At 60.9% G+C, this 13,880-nt stretch carries 14 protein-coding genes; 12 read left to right on the top strand and 2 right to left on the bottom strand.

From position 1 onward, the window contains the following. Window positions 1–196 precede the first annotated feature (196 nt). The 6 genes from ltnD (at window position 197) to TU75_RS10325 (ending at window position 6,626) form a co-directional block, all read left to right on the top strand. Window positions 197–1,156, top strand: a complete 960-nt coding sequence (gene ltnD, locus TU75_RS10350; RefSeq protein WP_080627551.1) for an L-threonate dehydrogenase — start codon at window positions 197–199, stop codon at window positions 1,154–1,156. A gap of 9 nt (window positions 1,157–1,165) precedes the next feature. Continuing rightward, complete coding sequence (otnK, locus tag TU75_RS10345) at window positions 1,166–2,458, top strand: 3-oxo-tetronate kinase (RefSeq protein WP_060548869.1); 1,293 nt, start codon at window positions 1,166–1,168, stop codon at window positions 2,456–2,458. Next, on the top strand, window positions 2,455–3,093 hold the full coding sequence (otnC, locus tag TU75_RS10340) for a 3-oxo-tetronate 4-phosphate decarboxylase (RefSeq protein WP_003235757.1): 639 nt from the start codon (window positions 2,455–2,457) through the stop codon (window positions 3,091–3,093). The genes otnK and otnC overlap by 4 nt, the downstream gene beginning before the upstream one ends. Window positions 3,094–3,224: 131 nt before the next feature. After that, window positions 3,225–4,685 carry a GntT/GntP/DsdX family permease gene (locus TU75_RS10335; RefSeq protein ID WP_060548868.1) on the top strand — a complete coding sequence of 487 codons (1,461 nt, stop codon included), beginning with the start codon at window positions 3,225–3,227 and terminating at the stop codon, window positions 4,683–4,685. A 22-nt stretch (window positions 4,686–4,707) separates the two neighbouring features. Then, on the top strand, window positions 4,708–5,490 hold the full coding sequence (gene otnI / locus TU75_RS10330; protein ID WP_060548867.1) for a 2-oxo-tetronate isomerase: 783 nt from the start codon (window positions 4,708–4,710) through the stop codon (window positions 5,488–5,490). A gap of 65 nt (window positions 5,491–5,555) precedes the next feature. Beyond that, complete coding sequence (locus TU75_RS10325; protein ID WP_060548866.1) at window positions 5,556–6,626, top strand: alpha/beta fold hydrolase; 1,071 nt, start codon at window positions 5,556–5,558, stop codon at window positions 6,624–6,626. Here TU75_RS10325 and TU75_RS10320 read toward each other — a convergent pair. Both TU75_RS10320 and TU75_RS10315 read right to left on the bottom strand, forming a co-directional pair. Beyond that, a complete protein-coding gene (locus tag TU75_RS10320; protein ID WP_003235765.1) occupies window positions 6,623–7,444 on the bottom strand; it encodes a DeoR/GlpR family DNA-binding transcription regulator in 822 nt (273 codons plus the stop codon). The two genes, TU75_RS10325 and TU75_RS10320, sit on opposite strands and share 4 nt — an antisense overlap. Before the next feature lie 74 nt (window positions 7,445–7,518). Beyond that, window positions 7,519–8,625 (bottom strand): oxidoreductase, encoded by a 1,107-nt coding sequence (locus tag TU75_RS10315; RefSeq protein WP_003235767.1) that lies wholly within the window; start codon window positions 8,623–8,625, stop codon window positions 7,519–7,521. Window positions 8,626–8,725: 100 nt separating this feature from the next. Between TU75_RS10315 and TU75_RS10310 the strand changes: the two genes are divergently transcribed. The 6 genes from TU75_RS10310 to TU75_RS10285 all read left to right on the top strand — a co-directional run bounded on the left by TU75_RS10310 (window position 8,726) and on the right by TU75_RS10285 (window position 13,813). Continuing rightward, window positions 8,726–9,661, top strand: a complete 936-nt coding sequence (locus tag TU75_RS10310; protein ID WP_060548865.1) for a LysR family transcriptional regulator — start codon at window positions 8,726–8,728, stop codon at window positions 9,659–9,661. Next, complete coding sequence (locus TU75_RS10305; RefSeq protein ID WP_003235771.1) at window positions 9,658–10,521, top strand: LysR family transcriptional regulator; 864 nt, start codon at window positions 9,658–9,660, stop codon at window positions 10,519–10,521. The genes TU75_RS10310 and TU75_RS10305 overlap by 4 nt, the downstream gene beginning before the upstream one ends. Before the next feature lie 225 nt (window positions 10,522–10,746). Then, the gene (locus tag TU75_RS10300; protein ID WP_003235773.1) at window positions 10,747–11,172 is read left to right on the top strand and encodes a VOC family protein; all 426 of its coding nucleotides are present in this window, start codon (window positions 10,747–10,749) and stop codon (window positions 11,170–11,172) included. Between the two features lie 160 nt (window positions 11,173–11,332). Beyond that, window positions 11,333–12,112, top strand: a complete 780-nt coding sequence (locus tag TU75_RS10295; protein WP_060548864.1) for a 5-oxoprolinase subunit B family protein — start codon at window positions 11,333–11,335, stop codon at window positions 12,110–12,112. Further along, window positions 12,109–13,050 (top strand): 5-oxoprolinase subunit C family protein, encoded by a 942-nt coding sequence (locus tag TU75_RS10290; RefSeq protein ID WP_060548863.1) that lies wholly within the window; start codon window positions 12,109–12,111, stop codon window positions 13,048–13,050. Before TU75_RS10295 ends, TU75_RS10290 begins: the two co-directional genes overlap by 4 nt. Beyond that, window positions 13,043–13,813 carry a LamB/YcsF family protein gene (locus TU75_RS10285; RefSeq protein ID WP_060548862.1) on the top strand — a complete coding sequence of 257 codons (771 nt, stop codon included), beginning with the start codon at window positions 13,043–13,045 and terminating at the stop codon, window positions 13,811–13,813. Before TU75_RS10290 ends, TU75_RS10285 begins: the two co-directional genes overlap by 8 nt. Window positions 13,814–13,880: the final 67 nt, after the last annotated feature.

Raw genomic sequence — 13,880 nt, 5'->3', positions numbered from 1 at the left:
CATTTTGCAGTTGCCCTGCGTGTGAGGAGCCAACCAATGTTAAATATTGTTAAATCAAAAAATAACTTCACATAATCTGATCATTGGTGGATTATCTGTTCAACCCGCCTGAACCCTGAAAAAAAACAAAACAGGATGGCAACGATGATCCGCTCCTCCCCGAAGATGCTTCCCTCCCCCTCCCTGTATCTGGACGATGGCCTGCGCCTCTGTGGCGCCCACGTACCCGCAGCCTCTGTACGGAGCCTCCATGAATAACAAGAACGTTGGTGTTATCGGCTTGGGCGCAATGGGGCTGGGTATTGCCCGCTCGCTGTTGCGCAGCGGCTTCAACGTGTATGCCTGTGATGTGCGTGAAACCGTTACGCAGCAGTTCGCCAGCGAAGGTGGCATGGCCTGCAGCTCGCCTGCCGAGATGGCGGCCGCATGCAATGTGATCATCACTGTCGTGGTCAATGCCGAACAAACCGAGACGGTACTGTTCGGTGAGCGTGGCGCTGTCGCCGCATTGCGCCCTGCAAGCCTGGTGATTGGTTGCGCCACGGTGGCCCCTACCTACGCGGTAGACCTGGGCCAGCGTTTGATCAATGCGGGGTTGCTGTACCTGGATGCACCCATCTCCGGTGGCGCAGCCAAAGCGGCGGCTGGTGAGATGACCATGATGACCTCCGGCCCAGCCGAGGCTTATGCAAAAGCTGACGACGTGCTCGCGGGCATGGCGGGCAAGGTCTATCGACTGGGCGATGTCCATGGCCTGGGCTCGAAGGTGAAAATCATCAACCAACTGCTGGCCGGCGTGCACATCGCCGCTGCTGCAGAAGCCATGGCGCTGGGGCTGCGTGAAGGCGTCGAGGCCGATGCACTCTATGAGGTGATCACCCACAGCGCGGGCAATTCCTGGATGTTCGAAAACCGCGTGCCACACATTCTCAAGGCTGACTACACGCCGCTGTCGGCCGTGGATATTTTCGTCAAGGACCTGGGCCTGGTGCTGGATACCGCACGGGCCAGCAAGTTTCCGTTGCCACTGTCAGCTACCGCTCACCAGATGTTCATGCAGGCGTCCAGTGCCGGGTTCGGGCGTGAGGACGATTCTGCGGTGATCAAGATTTTCCCTGGCATTGAGCTCCCGACTGCCAAGACCAAAACCGAATAAGGATTGCCCATGAACCCACCTAGCGCACGGCCCTTGCTGGGCTGCATCGCCGACGACTTCACCGGTGCCACAGACCTGGCAAATATGCTGGTACGCGGCGGCATGCGTACTGTGCAAAGCATCGGCATTCCCAGCGATGAAGTCGCTGCGACGCTGGATGCCGATGCGATCGTGATCGCGCTGAAGTCGCGTACCGTCCCGTCGGCACAGGCGGTGGCCGATTCGCTGGCGGCCCTTGAGTGGCTGCGCGCACAAGGGTGCGAACAGATTTTCTTCAAGTACTGCTCCACCTTCGACTCGACGGCTGCCGGCAATATCGGCCAAGTCAGCGAGGCCCTGCTCAATGCGCTGGACAGTGATTTCACCCTGGCCTGCCCGGCATTTCCGGAAAATGGCCGGACCATTTTTCGCGGGCATTTGTTTGTACAAGACCAACTGCTCAATGAGTCAGGCATGCAGCACCACCCGCTGACCGCCATGACCGACGCCAACCTGGTCCGCGTACTGCAATCACAAACCGCACAAAAGGTGGGCCTGCTGCGCTACGACACCATCGCCCAAGGCGTGCCAAAAGTGCGCGAGCGAATCGCTGAGCTGCGCGCCCAAGGCATCGGAATGGCCATCGCGGATGCTCTCAGCGATCAAGACCTCCACACCCTCGGCAACGCCTGCAGTGATTTGCCCCTGCTGACCGGCGGTTCTGGCCTGGCCCTGGGTCTTCCTGACAACTTCCGCCGCGCCGGCAAACTTCGCGACTTTGACCCCGCCTCGTTACCAACCGTACCCGGGGGCGAAGTGGTGCTGGCAGGCAGTGCCTCGATTGCCACCAACGGTCAGGTGGCTGCGTGGATCGAAGCCGGGCGACCGGCGCTGCGCATCGACCCTTTAGCCCTGGCGGCAGGCGAGCCGGTGGTGGCGGATGCCGTGGCGTTCGCCCTGGGTAACCCTCACACCGTGCTGATCTATGCCACCAGCCCGCCGCATGAACTCAGGGCGGTGCAAGAGCAACTGGGCGCCGAGCGCGCGGGCGAGCTGGTCGAGAACGCCCTGGGAGAAATCGCCCAAGCCCTGCGCCAGGGCGGCGTAAGACGCTTCGTGGTCGCTGGCGGTGAAACCTCTGGCGCCGTAGTCACCGCCCTTGGCGTGCACCTGCTGCAGATTGGCGCGCAGATTGATCCTGGCGTTCCCGCGACCCTGAGCAACACGGCCGAGCCGCTGGCGCTGGCCCTCAAGTCGGGCAATTTCGGCGGCCGGGACTTTTTCGACAAGGCCCTCAAGCAACTGGCGGGAGCCGCGCAATGAGCAACGAAAACGCCCTGCGCGAAGAGATCTGCACCGTCGGCCACAGCCTTTATCAGCGTGGCTACACCGTCGGCAGCGCCGGTAACATCAGCGCGCGCCTGGATGACGGCTGGCTGATTACGCCAACGGATGCGTGCCTGGGCCGCCTTGACCCCGCGTTGATCGCCAAGGTCGACCTGACCGGCAAATGGGTGTCCGGCGACAAACCGTCGAAAACCCTGGCCCTGCATCGCCAGGTCTACGATCGCAACCCTGGCGTGGGTGGCGTGGTGCATACCCATTCCACGCATTTGGTGGCCCTGACGCTTGCCGGTGTGTGGCGTCAGGATGACATCCTGCCCCCCCTGACGCCGTACCAGGTGATGAAGGTCGGGCACATCCCGTTGATCAACTACCAACGCCCCGGCGCGCCCGATGTGGCGGACCAGGTCGCGCGCCTCGCCAACAGTGTGCGCGGCGTGATGCTCGAACGCCTGGGCCCGGTGGTCTGGGAAAGCTCAGTCTCCAAGGCCAGTTACGCCCTCGAAGAACTCGAAGAAACCGCACGCCTGTGGCTGATGAGCAACCCGCGTCCGGCGCCGCTGGATGCCGCAGCCCTGGCCGAGCTTAAAAGCGTTTTCGGCGCCCACTGGTAGGCGCCGGTTTCACCCTGCAACCCCTTAACAATAAAAACAACAGGACCTTCCAGCATGACCACTATCGAGTTTCGTGTTGACGTTTGCAGCCACAAAAAAACGCCCTGCGTTCGCCATGAAGGGTCGCGCTCATGAGCCCGCTTATCCTGATGGCGACCGCAGGCCTGGGCATAGCCTTGCTGTTGTTCCTGGTACTGAAATACAAATTCCAACCGTTTGTGGCGCTGATGCTGGTTAGCATCATGGTGGCCTTGATCGCGGGGGTTAAACCGGCCGATCTGGTCGCCACCATTGAAGGCGGCATGGGCAAGACCCTCGGCCACATTGCGATCATCATCGCGCTGGGCGCGATGATCGGCCGCATCATTGAGTTGTCGGGCGGTGCCGAGGCGCTGGCCAAGACCCTGATCGAGCGCTTCGGCAATCGACGCACGCCCCTGGCCTTGACGATTGCCGGTTTCATCATCGGTGTGCCGGTGTTCTTCGAAGTGGGGGTGATTATCCTCATGCCGCTGGCTTACGGCGTGGCGCGTCGCGCGCGTAAACCACTGCTGATGTTTGCCCTGCCGATGTGCGCGGCACTGCTCACCGTGCATGCATTTCTGCCACCGCACCCGGGGGCGGTCGCCGCCGCCAGTCAATTGGGCGCCGACCTGGGTCGGGTGCTGATGTTCGGGCTGCCACTCACGGCCTTCCTGTGCTACGTCGGCTATCGCGTAGCGGGGCGCATGACGCGTCGCTTCTACCCGATGTCCGATGATATCCGCGCCGAAGTCTACGGCCCGCACGTCACCAACGACGACCTGCGCGCCTGGCAAGATGGTAAACCCCAGGAGGCGCAACACGGTGCAGAAACGGTCTCGCACATGGGCCTGGAGGCGTCCACCAGCAGCATCGTGGCCAAGCTGCCGCCCGCCCCTGCGCCGGGTTTCGGCTTGATCGTCAGCCTGATCCTGCTGCCCATCGTATTGATCCTGCTGGGTACCCTGGCGACGTCATTGTTGCCGGTCGAATCCACGCTGCGCGGCATCATGACCGTGCTCGGTGCGCCCCTGGTGGCGCTGCTGCTCGATACCTTGCTGTGTGCCTGGCTGCTCGGCTCCCGCCGCGGCTGGAGCCGTACCCAGGTCTCCGATGTGATCGGCTCGGCGCTGCCGGGTGTGGCCATGGTGATTCTGATTGCCGGCGCCGGTGGCGTATTCGGCAAGGTGCTGGTGGACACCGGCATCGGCGCGGTGGTTTCCGACCTGCTGCGTACCACCGGGCTGCCGGTGCTGGCCCTGGGCTTTTTGCTGACCATGTTGCTGCGCGCCGTGCAAGGCTCCACCACCGTGGCCCTGGTGACCACCGCCGGCATCATCAGCCCGTTGATCGCCACGCTTAACCTCACGCCCAACCATATGGCGCTGCTGTGCCTGGCCATGGGCGGTGGCGGGCTGGCGATGTCGCACATCAACGACGCCGGCTACTGGATTTTCACCAAGCTGGCTGGCCTCAACGTGGCAGACGGTCTGCGCACCTGGACAGTGATCACCACCCTGCTCGGCACGCTCGGCTTCCTTATAACCCTGTTGATCTGGCCTTTTGTCTGATCGTTTCCGACCAGGAGTTCCTATGCCCCGCTTTGCTGCCAACCTGAGCATGCTTTACCCCGAATACGCGTTTCTGGAGCGCTTCGCAGCGGCCGCGGCCGATGGTTTTGATGCCGTGGAGTATCTGTTTCCGTACGAGCACAGCGCCCAGGTGCTCAAACAGCACCTGAGCGACAACGGCCTGGTACAAGCCCTGTTCAACGCGCCGCCCGGCGACTGGGCGGCGGGCGAACGCGGCATTGCCACCCTACCGGGCCGCGAAAGCGAATTTCGCGCGGGCTTTGACCAAGCACTGGAATACGCCGCCGTGCTGGGCAATACACGCATCCATGTGATGGCCGGCCTGCTGCCCTCGGAGCAGCACCGGGCGCGCCATCACGCCGTGTACCTGGAGAACCTGGCTTACGCGACGGCCCAAGCGCATCAGGCTGGCGTGACGGTGTTGCTGGAGCCGATCAACACCCGCGACATGCCGGGGTTTTTCCTCAACCGGCAAGACCAGGCTCACGCGATCTGCAAGGAGGTCGGTGCAAGCAATTTGAAGGTGCAGTTCGATTGCTATCACTGCCAGATCGTCGAAGGTGATCTAGCCGTCAAGTTGCTTCGCGACATCGACGGCATTGGCCATATTCAGATTGCAGGCGTGCCCGACCGGCACGAGCCGAACCTCGGGGAGCTGAACTACACCTACCTGTTCGAGCTGATTGACGAGTTGGGTTACGACGGCTGGGTCGGTTGCGAATACCGCCCAAAAAACGGTACATCAGCCGGGCTGCAATGGTTGCGCGACTGGAAAGTGCGCTGAGTGATCTGCCCCCTGCACGCCTTGAAACGCAGGGGTTCCTAAAACAAAAATAACAGGATAGGACCATGCATAAATTCGCTGCACGCCCCGCGCTCGGGCTGTTGCTGTCGCTAGCGTTTATCAGCTCGGCCGTCAGCGCCGCGTCGTTACCGGCCGCGACCGAGGGCGATTGGATCGCCCCGCAGTTCACCTTTCACACCGGTGAAAAACTCGCCAACCTCACACTGCACTACATCACCCTCGGCAACCCCAAAAACCCCGCCATCCTCTATCTGCACGGCACCTACCGGCCTGGCAGTGATGTGCTGAGCAAGGATTTTGGCGGCGAACTGTTCGGCCCCGGGCAGCCGCTGGACGCGAGCAAGTACTACATCATTTCCACCGACGGCATTGGCGTGGGCCAATCCAGTAAGCCCTCCGACGGCCTGCGCGCACAGTTTCCCGCGTACAACTACACCGACCTGGTTCAAGCCCAGTATCGGCTGGTGACCGAAGGCCTGGGGATCAAGCACCTGCGGCTGATCATCGGCAACTCCATGGGCGGCATGCAAACCTGGATGTGGGGCCAGACCTGGCCGCAGATGATGGACGCGCTGGTGCCCATGGCGTCCCAACCCACCGAGATGTCATCACGCAACTGGATGATGCGGCGTTTGCTGGTGGAGTCGATCAAGCAAGACCCGGCCTGGAACAACGGTAGCTACAGCGCACAACCGCCGTCCCTGCGCTTGGCCAACGCGATGTTCAGCGTCGGCACCAGCGGCGGCACCCTCGCCTATCAGGCGGCTGCACCCACCCGGGCGCTGGCCGACAAACTGGTGGATGAGCGCCTGAATGCCGCGCAAACCGCCGACGCCAATGACCTCATCTACCAATGGCAATCCTCCGCCGACTACAACGCCGCCCTCGGCCTGAGCAAAATCCAGGCGCCGATGTTAGTCATCAACTCGGCGGACGATGAGCGCAATCCACCGGAAACTGGGCGACTGGAAGCTTCGATGAAAGAACTCAAGCAGGCACGGCTGTTACTGATCCCCGCCAGTGCAGACACCCGTGGCCATGGCACCACGAGCATGGCGAAGTTTTACCGCAAGGAGCTGGGGCAATTTATGCAAGAGACGGAAAAGGCGCGTTAGGCTGGCTGGGGGTCGGACGGCAACATCAATTCGACCCCTTGCTTGCGAATCCCGTCCGCCGCCGCAGACGCCAGCGCGTCATCACTGATGATCACATCGAACTGCTCCAGCCCGGCGATCTTGTACATGCTGAACGTGCCGTACTTGGAGCTACTGGCCACCAGCACCGCTTGCGACGCCGATTGCATGGCCACCTGCTTGACCTCCACCTTCAGCGCCGACGGTGTGGTGATGCCGCGCCGCAGGTCCCAGGAACTGGTCGAGATAAAAGCAATATCCGTCACCACCTGACGCAGTGTCGCCACCGCCAGGCCGCCGACGCACGAATGATTGGAATGGTCCAACTGCCCACCGGTATGGATCACCGTTACGTGCGGCGCATCCATCAACGCCTGCACCACGCCGAAGTCATTGGTCACCACGGTCATGCCACTGAGCAACTTGATATAGGGCACGATCTCCAGCGTGCTGGTGCCGGCATCCAGATAAATAGTCATGTCCGCCAGCAGCAGACGCGCCGCAAGTTTGGCCATCGCTTGCTTCTGCGGCAACTCGACCACGGCCTTGACCTGGTGGCTCGGCTCACTGTGAAGCTGGCTGGCAATGCGTACACCGCCCGTTACCGAGTAAGCCAGGCCGTCCTGCTCAAGCAGCGCAATATCACGGCGCACGGTCATGTGCGAGCAGTCGAACATCTCCATCAACTGGTGGACACTCAGCACATGCTGTTTGCGCAACTGACGCAAGATCAATTCGCGACGCTGTTCAGGAATCATCGGCGCGCCGCTTTCGGCGGCGACGTCCTTCTGGCTTGGCATTCGGTGCTCCACAGGCTTGGATCGGATGGCGGTGGTTGACCTACATAGTAGCGAACCACTCGCCGATCTGTAACTCACTGCGCCTGATTCAACTCGCTGTCCTTGATGTGGGCAATCGGTGCAAGAAGCGATGGCTCGAAGGGCTCCGGGGCACGCCCCTCGATCAATCGCTGTACCAGGTCCGGATTGGCCAGGGCAGCCTTACCGACAGCAATAATATCTGCACCCGCCTGCAGGGTTCGTTCAACGGTGGGCGCATCCTGCACCCCGCCATTGGCGATCAACGCGACATCGGGCGCATAACGGCGAGCCAGCGTGACCAGGCTTGCCTCGTTACCGATGAAAGCCGGCTGCCAGGCTTGATGTTCCGTCACATGGATGAAGTCGACCCCCGCGTCACTCAAGCTGCCGAAGATCGCCTGCGCATCGACCGCCCCACCCGCCCACGTGTGCTCAAAATCATTGACCTTGCCTTGGGAAATACGCACACCCACCGGCGAGTGCCCGACCACCTTTTTCACCGCGGCGATGACCTCAAGCGTCAGGCTCAAGCGCTGGCGAACATCACCGCCCCATCGGTCATCGCGTTGATTGGAGTAGTCCGTCATGAACTGATCGAGCAAATAGCCATTGGCGCCATGAATTTCGACCCCATCGAAACCTGCGATTTCAACAGCCCGCTCAGCCGCCTGGGCAAACCCCTCGATGGCATCCGCGATAGCTTCATCACTCATGGCCCGGGGGACCCGGTACGCGCCTGCGCCGTGATAGAACTTCATCTGCTCACCTTTCGGGCGAATGGCCGAAGGCCCGGCAGACTGATCGACAAAACGATTCGCCTGGCTCAACGCGCCGGCGTGCATGATCTGCGCGATTGCCGCGCTTTCATGACGATGAATCGCCTCGACCACCGCGCGCCAGGCCTGCGCCTGTTCGCTGTCGGTGATGCCGGGCTGGTTCAGGTAGCCTTGGGCATACTGTCGATCGGTATAGATCCCTTCGGTGATGACCAGGCCAAAGCCGCCATGGGCAAAACGCTCGTAATATCGGGCCATTGCAGGTGTGGCATTGCCGCTCTCGCTCGCACTGACGCGCGTCATGGGTGCAAGCGCCATGCGATTTTTCAGTTTAAGAGCGCCCATATCGAATGGAGTTACAATGCGCGGGTTTAATGCTGTCATGTTTTGCCCTCACTTATTCCAGCCACGACGATAAGTCGGGCAATCGCTCATTAGAAGCGCACGCTTGCAATAAGGCGCCTTAACGCAAACGGTTATAGCCATGCAGATTCCCGAGATAGAGGTGTTCGCCAACGTCGCCGTCAGCAGCAGCTTGTCCGAGGCCGCGCGACGGCTTGGGTTGTCAGCGATGACCGTCTCACGGCGCTTGGCGGCCCTGGAAAAAGAGCTGGGCGTGCGCCTGGTACACCGCACCACGCGCGCCGTCGCACTCACGCCGGAAGGCGAAATGTACCTGCCTTACGCCAAGACCATGCTCGAGGCGAACCAGGCTGCGCGGGCTACGTTGAAAACCAGTGCGGGCAGTGCCAGCGGCACATTGAGGGTTACCGCGCCCACCGTCTTTGGCCAGACCGTCATCATGCCGCTGCTGCCAGCCCTGTTGGCTGACAACCCAACGCTCAAGGTCGACCTGACGTTATCGGACAGCATCATCGACATCGCCGGGCTCGGCATTGATGTGGCCATTCGCATCGCCACGTTACGCGACTCGACTCTGGTGGCTACCAACCTGGCGTCCAACCCACGCGTGGTCTGCGCGAGCCCGGCCTACCTGGCGCAATGGGGCACACCCTCGAGGCTGGATGACCTCAACCATCATCAGTGCATCGCCCTGCACGGCATGCCCTACTGGCCGTTCACCCAAGGCGAGAACGCCGTGGCCATTCGAGCTCAGGGCGCGTTTTCCGCCAACAGTGTCGAGGCCGTGCGCACCGCGAGCAAACAAGGTCTGGGGCTGGCCATGCTGACCTATTGGGATATCCGCAATGAGCTTGCAGAAGGCTCACTCGTAAGGGTGAACCTTGAGGATGGGCTGCCCGAGCAGCTGTCGATCACGGCGATGCTGCCGACACGCCAACAGGTTCCGCACCGAGTGCGCGTGTTCGTTGAGCGCCTGCAAAAAGTACTCAACAATACACACAGCGAACCAGACGAGCTTCTGCGCCAACTTCCAATAACCAACCCAGGTGCAACATGATCCGAGAGTTGAAGACATTTATCTGCGTTACGCAGCGGGGCACGTTCGCAGCAGCCGGCCAGCAGGTTGGGCTGACGCAGTCCGCCGTCAGCGCGCAGATCAAGAGTCTCGAAGACACCCTGGGCGTCAAACTGTTTGATCGCACCGGGCGCTCAGCCACGCTTAATTCAGCTGGCGAACGTGCCATACCTTTGGCTGAAGAAATTCTGCGGCTTTTCGGGCGTATGGGCACCGCAGACAGTGGCAATGACTTCCACGGCGCACTGCGAATCGGCGCGATCGGCACGGTCCAGACCGGGATCCTGCCGCAGGCGCTGGTGGCCTTGAAATCACAGGCGCCTTTCATCGAGACCCACCTTGTGCCGGGTGTGTCGTTGAACCTGCTCAGCCAGGTGGACGCCGGGGAGTTGGACCTGGCCATCATGATCAGACCGCCGTTTTCCCTGCCCAAGGATCTGCATGCCGAGGTCATCGCGCGCGAGGCTTTCGTATTGATCACCTCCAAGGAGGTGGTGGGTGACGACCCGCTGGCGATTCTGGCGGAACAGCCCTTTGTGCGGTATGACCGAGGCTCGTTTGGCGGGCGGCTGGTCACCCAGTTTCTCAAGCAGCAAAAAATCCATGTGCAGCAGGCACTGGAGTTGGATGAACTGGATGCCATTGTGAAAATGGTCCGCAGTGGGCTCGGCGTTTCGCTGGTACCCAAAGCGGGTCTATGGCTCGAGCATGCGGAGGATGTCAGGGTGCTGGAGTTGCGCACACTCACGTTCTTCCGGGAAATCGTGCTGGTCTCAAAGTATCGGCAAAAGCATTCACCGCTGTTCAACATCTTCCGGACTTGCGTCCTTGATGCGGTGTGAAGCCTTTGCGACCCATGCCACCTCTGGAATCAATCACGTTACCGCACGTTTTCAGCCTCTATACGAACCAACACGGGGCAGCGCGAACGACAATGGTGCAAAAGCCTGCATGAGCGAATCAATCATCGAAATTATTCGTGCTCAGAACACAGAATTTGCGCTTTTCCTCACCGTGTTTCCGGACAAGAATTGATTCAGATCAAAACAAATCAATAGGAAATCACCGTGAGCCTCTCTCCTTTCCATCTGGCAATTCCCGTCTACGATCTGGCCGCCACCCGTCACTTCTACGGTGAGGTGTTCGGTCTTTCCGAAGGTCGCTCGAGCGATCAGTGGGTCGACTTCGATTTCTACGGCCATCAATTGGTTATCCACGAGCACCCCAAGACGGCTTCGCAGGAAAGCGTGCACAGCAACCCGGTCGACGGCCACGATGTACCGGTTCCGCACTTCGGCATCATCCTGGAGTGGGCGCAATGGGAGGCCCTGGCCGAACGTTTGAGAGCGCGTGAGACCAAGTTTGTGATCGAACCCTACATCCGCTTCCAGGGCCAGGTCGGCGAGCAGGCCACCATGTTCCTGTTCGATCCTTGTGGCAATGCGTTGGAGTTCAAGGCGTTCAAGGACATGAGCCAGCTGTTCGCCAAGTAATACGTAGTTCCAGCGACCGTCGCCATTAGAGCGACGGCGCACTATCAAGCCGTGAAGCCTTGCTGTGTTGCGCCGGATACCTGTGAAAGCCCGTGCTTTCTCTGTCTCGCTGCACGCGCCTGGCCGATGCTTCGCCTGCCGCATGAGGATAGAGAACCCGATGTCCGACCTCAGTTGCATGTTGGATGAGCCGCCAATGGCGTCCCTCGCCACCGTTAAATGGCAGTTTGAGCCGTGCGGTGATCGCTGCGTGATCCTGATATTTGGCAGCGTATTTTCCAGTGACCTCAACCGCCAGGCCGCCTCGGTCGGCAGCCAATTACGCACCCTGGCCGCGCAAGGCCAATTGCCGGGTGTCACCGATGTTGTCTCTGCGATGGTGACCGTCGGCGTTCATTACGCTCCTGAGTCAATTGCCGGCCTGTTCCCCGGCGTGTCGCCTTATGAATCGGTCTGCACACTGCTGACCGAGCGTCTCAAGGACTCGCACAGTACGGGCGCAACGCTCGGCACCCGCCTCGATATTCCCGTGTGCTACGACCCGGAATACGCCCCGGATCTTGAAGACATCGCGCAGGCCTGCGGCCTGACCACCCACGAGGTTATCGCTGCTCACACAGCCGATTGGCTGGATGTGTTGATGGTCGGTTTCGCACCAGGCCATCCCTATATCGGCATGCACGACAGCGCCCTGTCGCTGCCGCGTCGCGCGACACCGCGCACGCGGGTCAAGCAAGGCAGCATCGGCATCGCCAACCGACAAAGTGTGATTTATCCAGCTGATCTTCCCGGCGGCTGGAACCTCATAGGACGTACACCCCTGACCATGTTTTGCCCCGTGAGTGACCCGCCGTGTCTTTTACAGGGCGGCGACCAGATTCGGTTTGTCCCCATTACCCGCCATGAATTTGATCTGTTGGCTCGGGAGAACACGAAGTGACCATCAAGGTAATCAAACCCGGCATGTTCTCAACCTTCCAGGACACCGGGCGGAATGGGTTCCAGCATTGGGGCGTGCCCGTGACCGGCGTGATGGATGAGGATGCACATGCCCTGTGCAACCTGCTGGTGGGCAATCCTCGTACTTTCAGCACGCTGGAAATGACCCTGCAGGGCCCGACGCTGCATTTTCAGGCCAAAGCCGTGATCGCGCTCGCCGGTGCGGACCTTGGCGCCGAGCTCGATGCTGTCCCCCTCAAGCCCGGAGTGGCCGCCCTGGTGTCTCCCGGCGGTACCTTGAGTTTCGGCAAACGCCGACAGGGCGCCCGCAGTTACCTCGCGGTAGCGGGCGGCTTTTTGCTGCAACCGCTGATGAACAGCACCAGCACATATTCCCGCGGCGGGTTCGGCGGGCTGCACGGCCGCGCGCTGCAAGCCGGGGATTTGATCCCCATCCGCTCATCGTTTGCCAACCCGCCTCGCCTCAGCCCACGCTGCAACTTTGGACTGTATGAAGCGGGTGCCTGCGAACCGATCAGAGTGATCGCGGGGCGGGAATGGAAGGACTTTTCTGCGCAGTCTCGGGAGCACTTCATAAACCATGACTACACCCTCACCGGTGACTCGGACCGCATGGGCTACCGGCTCGACGGCACGCCACTGAAGCTGTCTTCACCCAAAGAAATGCTATCGGAAAGTGTCACGTTCGGCACCGTCCAGGTGCCTCCCAGCGGCAAGCCGCTGATCTTGATGGCCGACCGCCAAACGACCGGTGGTTACCCACGGATTGCCCAGGTAGCCAGCGTCGATCTACCCCGGCTCGCGCAGTTGTTGCCCGGCGATACGTTGCGATTCTCTCTTATAGCGTTGAGTGCTGCTGAAGCCTTGCTGCTAACCCGCGCTCGCACGCTCAACACGATGGAGGCCTTCAATGCCTGAAATAGATTTCAACAGCGACCTTGGCGAAGGCTTCAGCGTATATCGTGCGGGCGACGACGCGGCGATTCTTCCCCACCTCACCTCGGCCAATATCGCCTGCGGGTTTCACGCTGGAGATTCGCGCTCAATGCGAGCGACCGTCGCATTGGCCGCGAAGTTCGGCGTGGCCGTTGGCGCCCATCCTGGCTTTGACGACCTGCAAGGTTTCGGTCGCCGAATGATGACGCTGTCCGAGGACGAAGTGTACGAACTCATCGTTTACCAAGTCGGCGCCTTGCTGGGCTTTACCAAAGCGGCCAAGGTCGAACTGCGCCACGTCAAACCCCATGGTGCGCTTTACAACTTCGCGGCGGTGCATCGCCCCACTGCCGATGCGATCTGCCGGGCAGTCAAAGACATTGATCCGAGCCTGATTCTTTTCGGCTTGTCAGGAAGCGCCTTGGTCACCGCCGCCCAAGCCTGTGGCTTGACCGTGGCACAGGAAGTGTTTGCCGACCGCCGCTACCAGGGGGACGGCACACTGACGCCCCGCAGCCAGCCTGGCGCAATGATCGAAAACCTCCACGAGGCCATTGATCAAGTCATGAACATGCTGCATTCAGGCGAGGTACGTACCGCCCAAGGGACCTGGGTACCGGTGACGGCACACACACTTTGCCTGCACGGCGACCAGCCCGGCGCTGCAGCGTTCGCGAGTGCGATCAGGCAAGCCCTGCTCAAAGAAGGCATCACCCTTCAAAAGCCCGCGCGTGCGCGTACTTGAGTGACACCTAGAACGTTTACTCATAATAAAAAGGACACAGCCATGCCTAGCGAATCAACCCCTCCGT

It is taken from the genome of Pseudomonas poae (genome assembly GCF_001439785.1).
GTDB classification, from domain to species: Bacteria; Pseudomonadota; Gammaproteobacteria; order Pseudomonadales; family Pseudomonadaceae; genus Aquipseudomonas; species Aquipseudomonas poae.
Note: the sequence above shows the minus strand (reverse complement) of the source record. Positions and strands in the feature narration are given on the sequence as shown.

What these genes read in the sequence shown, in the direction of transcription:
- otnK (WP_060548869.1), top strand. Translation starts at nt 1,166, where the DNA reads ATGAACCCACCTAGCGCACGGCCCTTGCTGGGCTGCATCGCCGACGAC.
- TU75_RS10325 (WP_060548866.1), top strand. Translation starts at nt 5,556, where the DNA reads ATGCATAAATTCGCTGCACGCCCCGCGCTCGGGCTGTTGCTGTCGCTA.
- TU75_RS10285 (WP_060548862.1), top strand. Translation starts at nt 13,043, where the DNA reads ATGCCTGAAATAGATTTCAACAGCGACCTTGGCGAAGGCTTCAGCGTA.
- TU75_RS10335 (WP_060548868.1), top strand. Translation starts at nt 3,225, where the DNA reads ATGAGCCCGCTTATCCTGATGGCGACCGCAGGCCTGGGCATAGCCTTG.
- TU75_RS10295 (WP_060548864.1), top strand. Translation starts at nt 11,333, where the DNA reads ATGTCCGACCTCAGTTGCATGTTGGATGAGCCGCCAATGGCGTCCCTC.
- TU75_RS10310 (WP_060548865.1), top strand. Translation starts at nt 8,726, where the DNA reads ATGCAGATTCCCGAGATAGAGGTGTTCGCCAACGTCGCCGTCAGCAGC.
- TU75_RS10305 (WP_003235771.1), top strand. Translation starts at nt 9,658, where the DNA reads ATGATCCGAGAGTTGAAGACATTTATCTGCGTTACGCAGCGGGGCACG.
- otnI (WP_060548867.1), top strand. Translation starts at nt 4,708, where the DNA reads ATGCCCCGCTTTGCTGCCAACCTGAGCATGCTTTACCCCGAATACGCG.
- TU75_RS10315 (WP_003235767.1), bottom strand. Translation starts at nt 8,625, where the DNA reads ATGACAGCATTAAACCCGCGCATTGTAACTCCATTCGATATGGGCGCT.
- otnC (WP_003235757.1), top strand. Translation starts at nt 2,455, where the DNA reads ATGAGCAACGAAAACGCCCTGCGCGAAGAGATCTGCACCGTCGGCCAC.
- ltnD (WP_080627551.1), top strand. Translation starts at nt 197, where the DNA reads ATGGCCTGCGCCTCTGTGGCGCCCACGTACCCGCAGCCTCTGTACGGA.
- TU75_RS10320 (WP_003235765.1), bottom strand. Translation starts at nt 7,444, where the DNA reads ATGCCAAGCCAGAAGGACGTCGCCGCCGAAAGCGGCGCGCCGATGATT.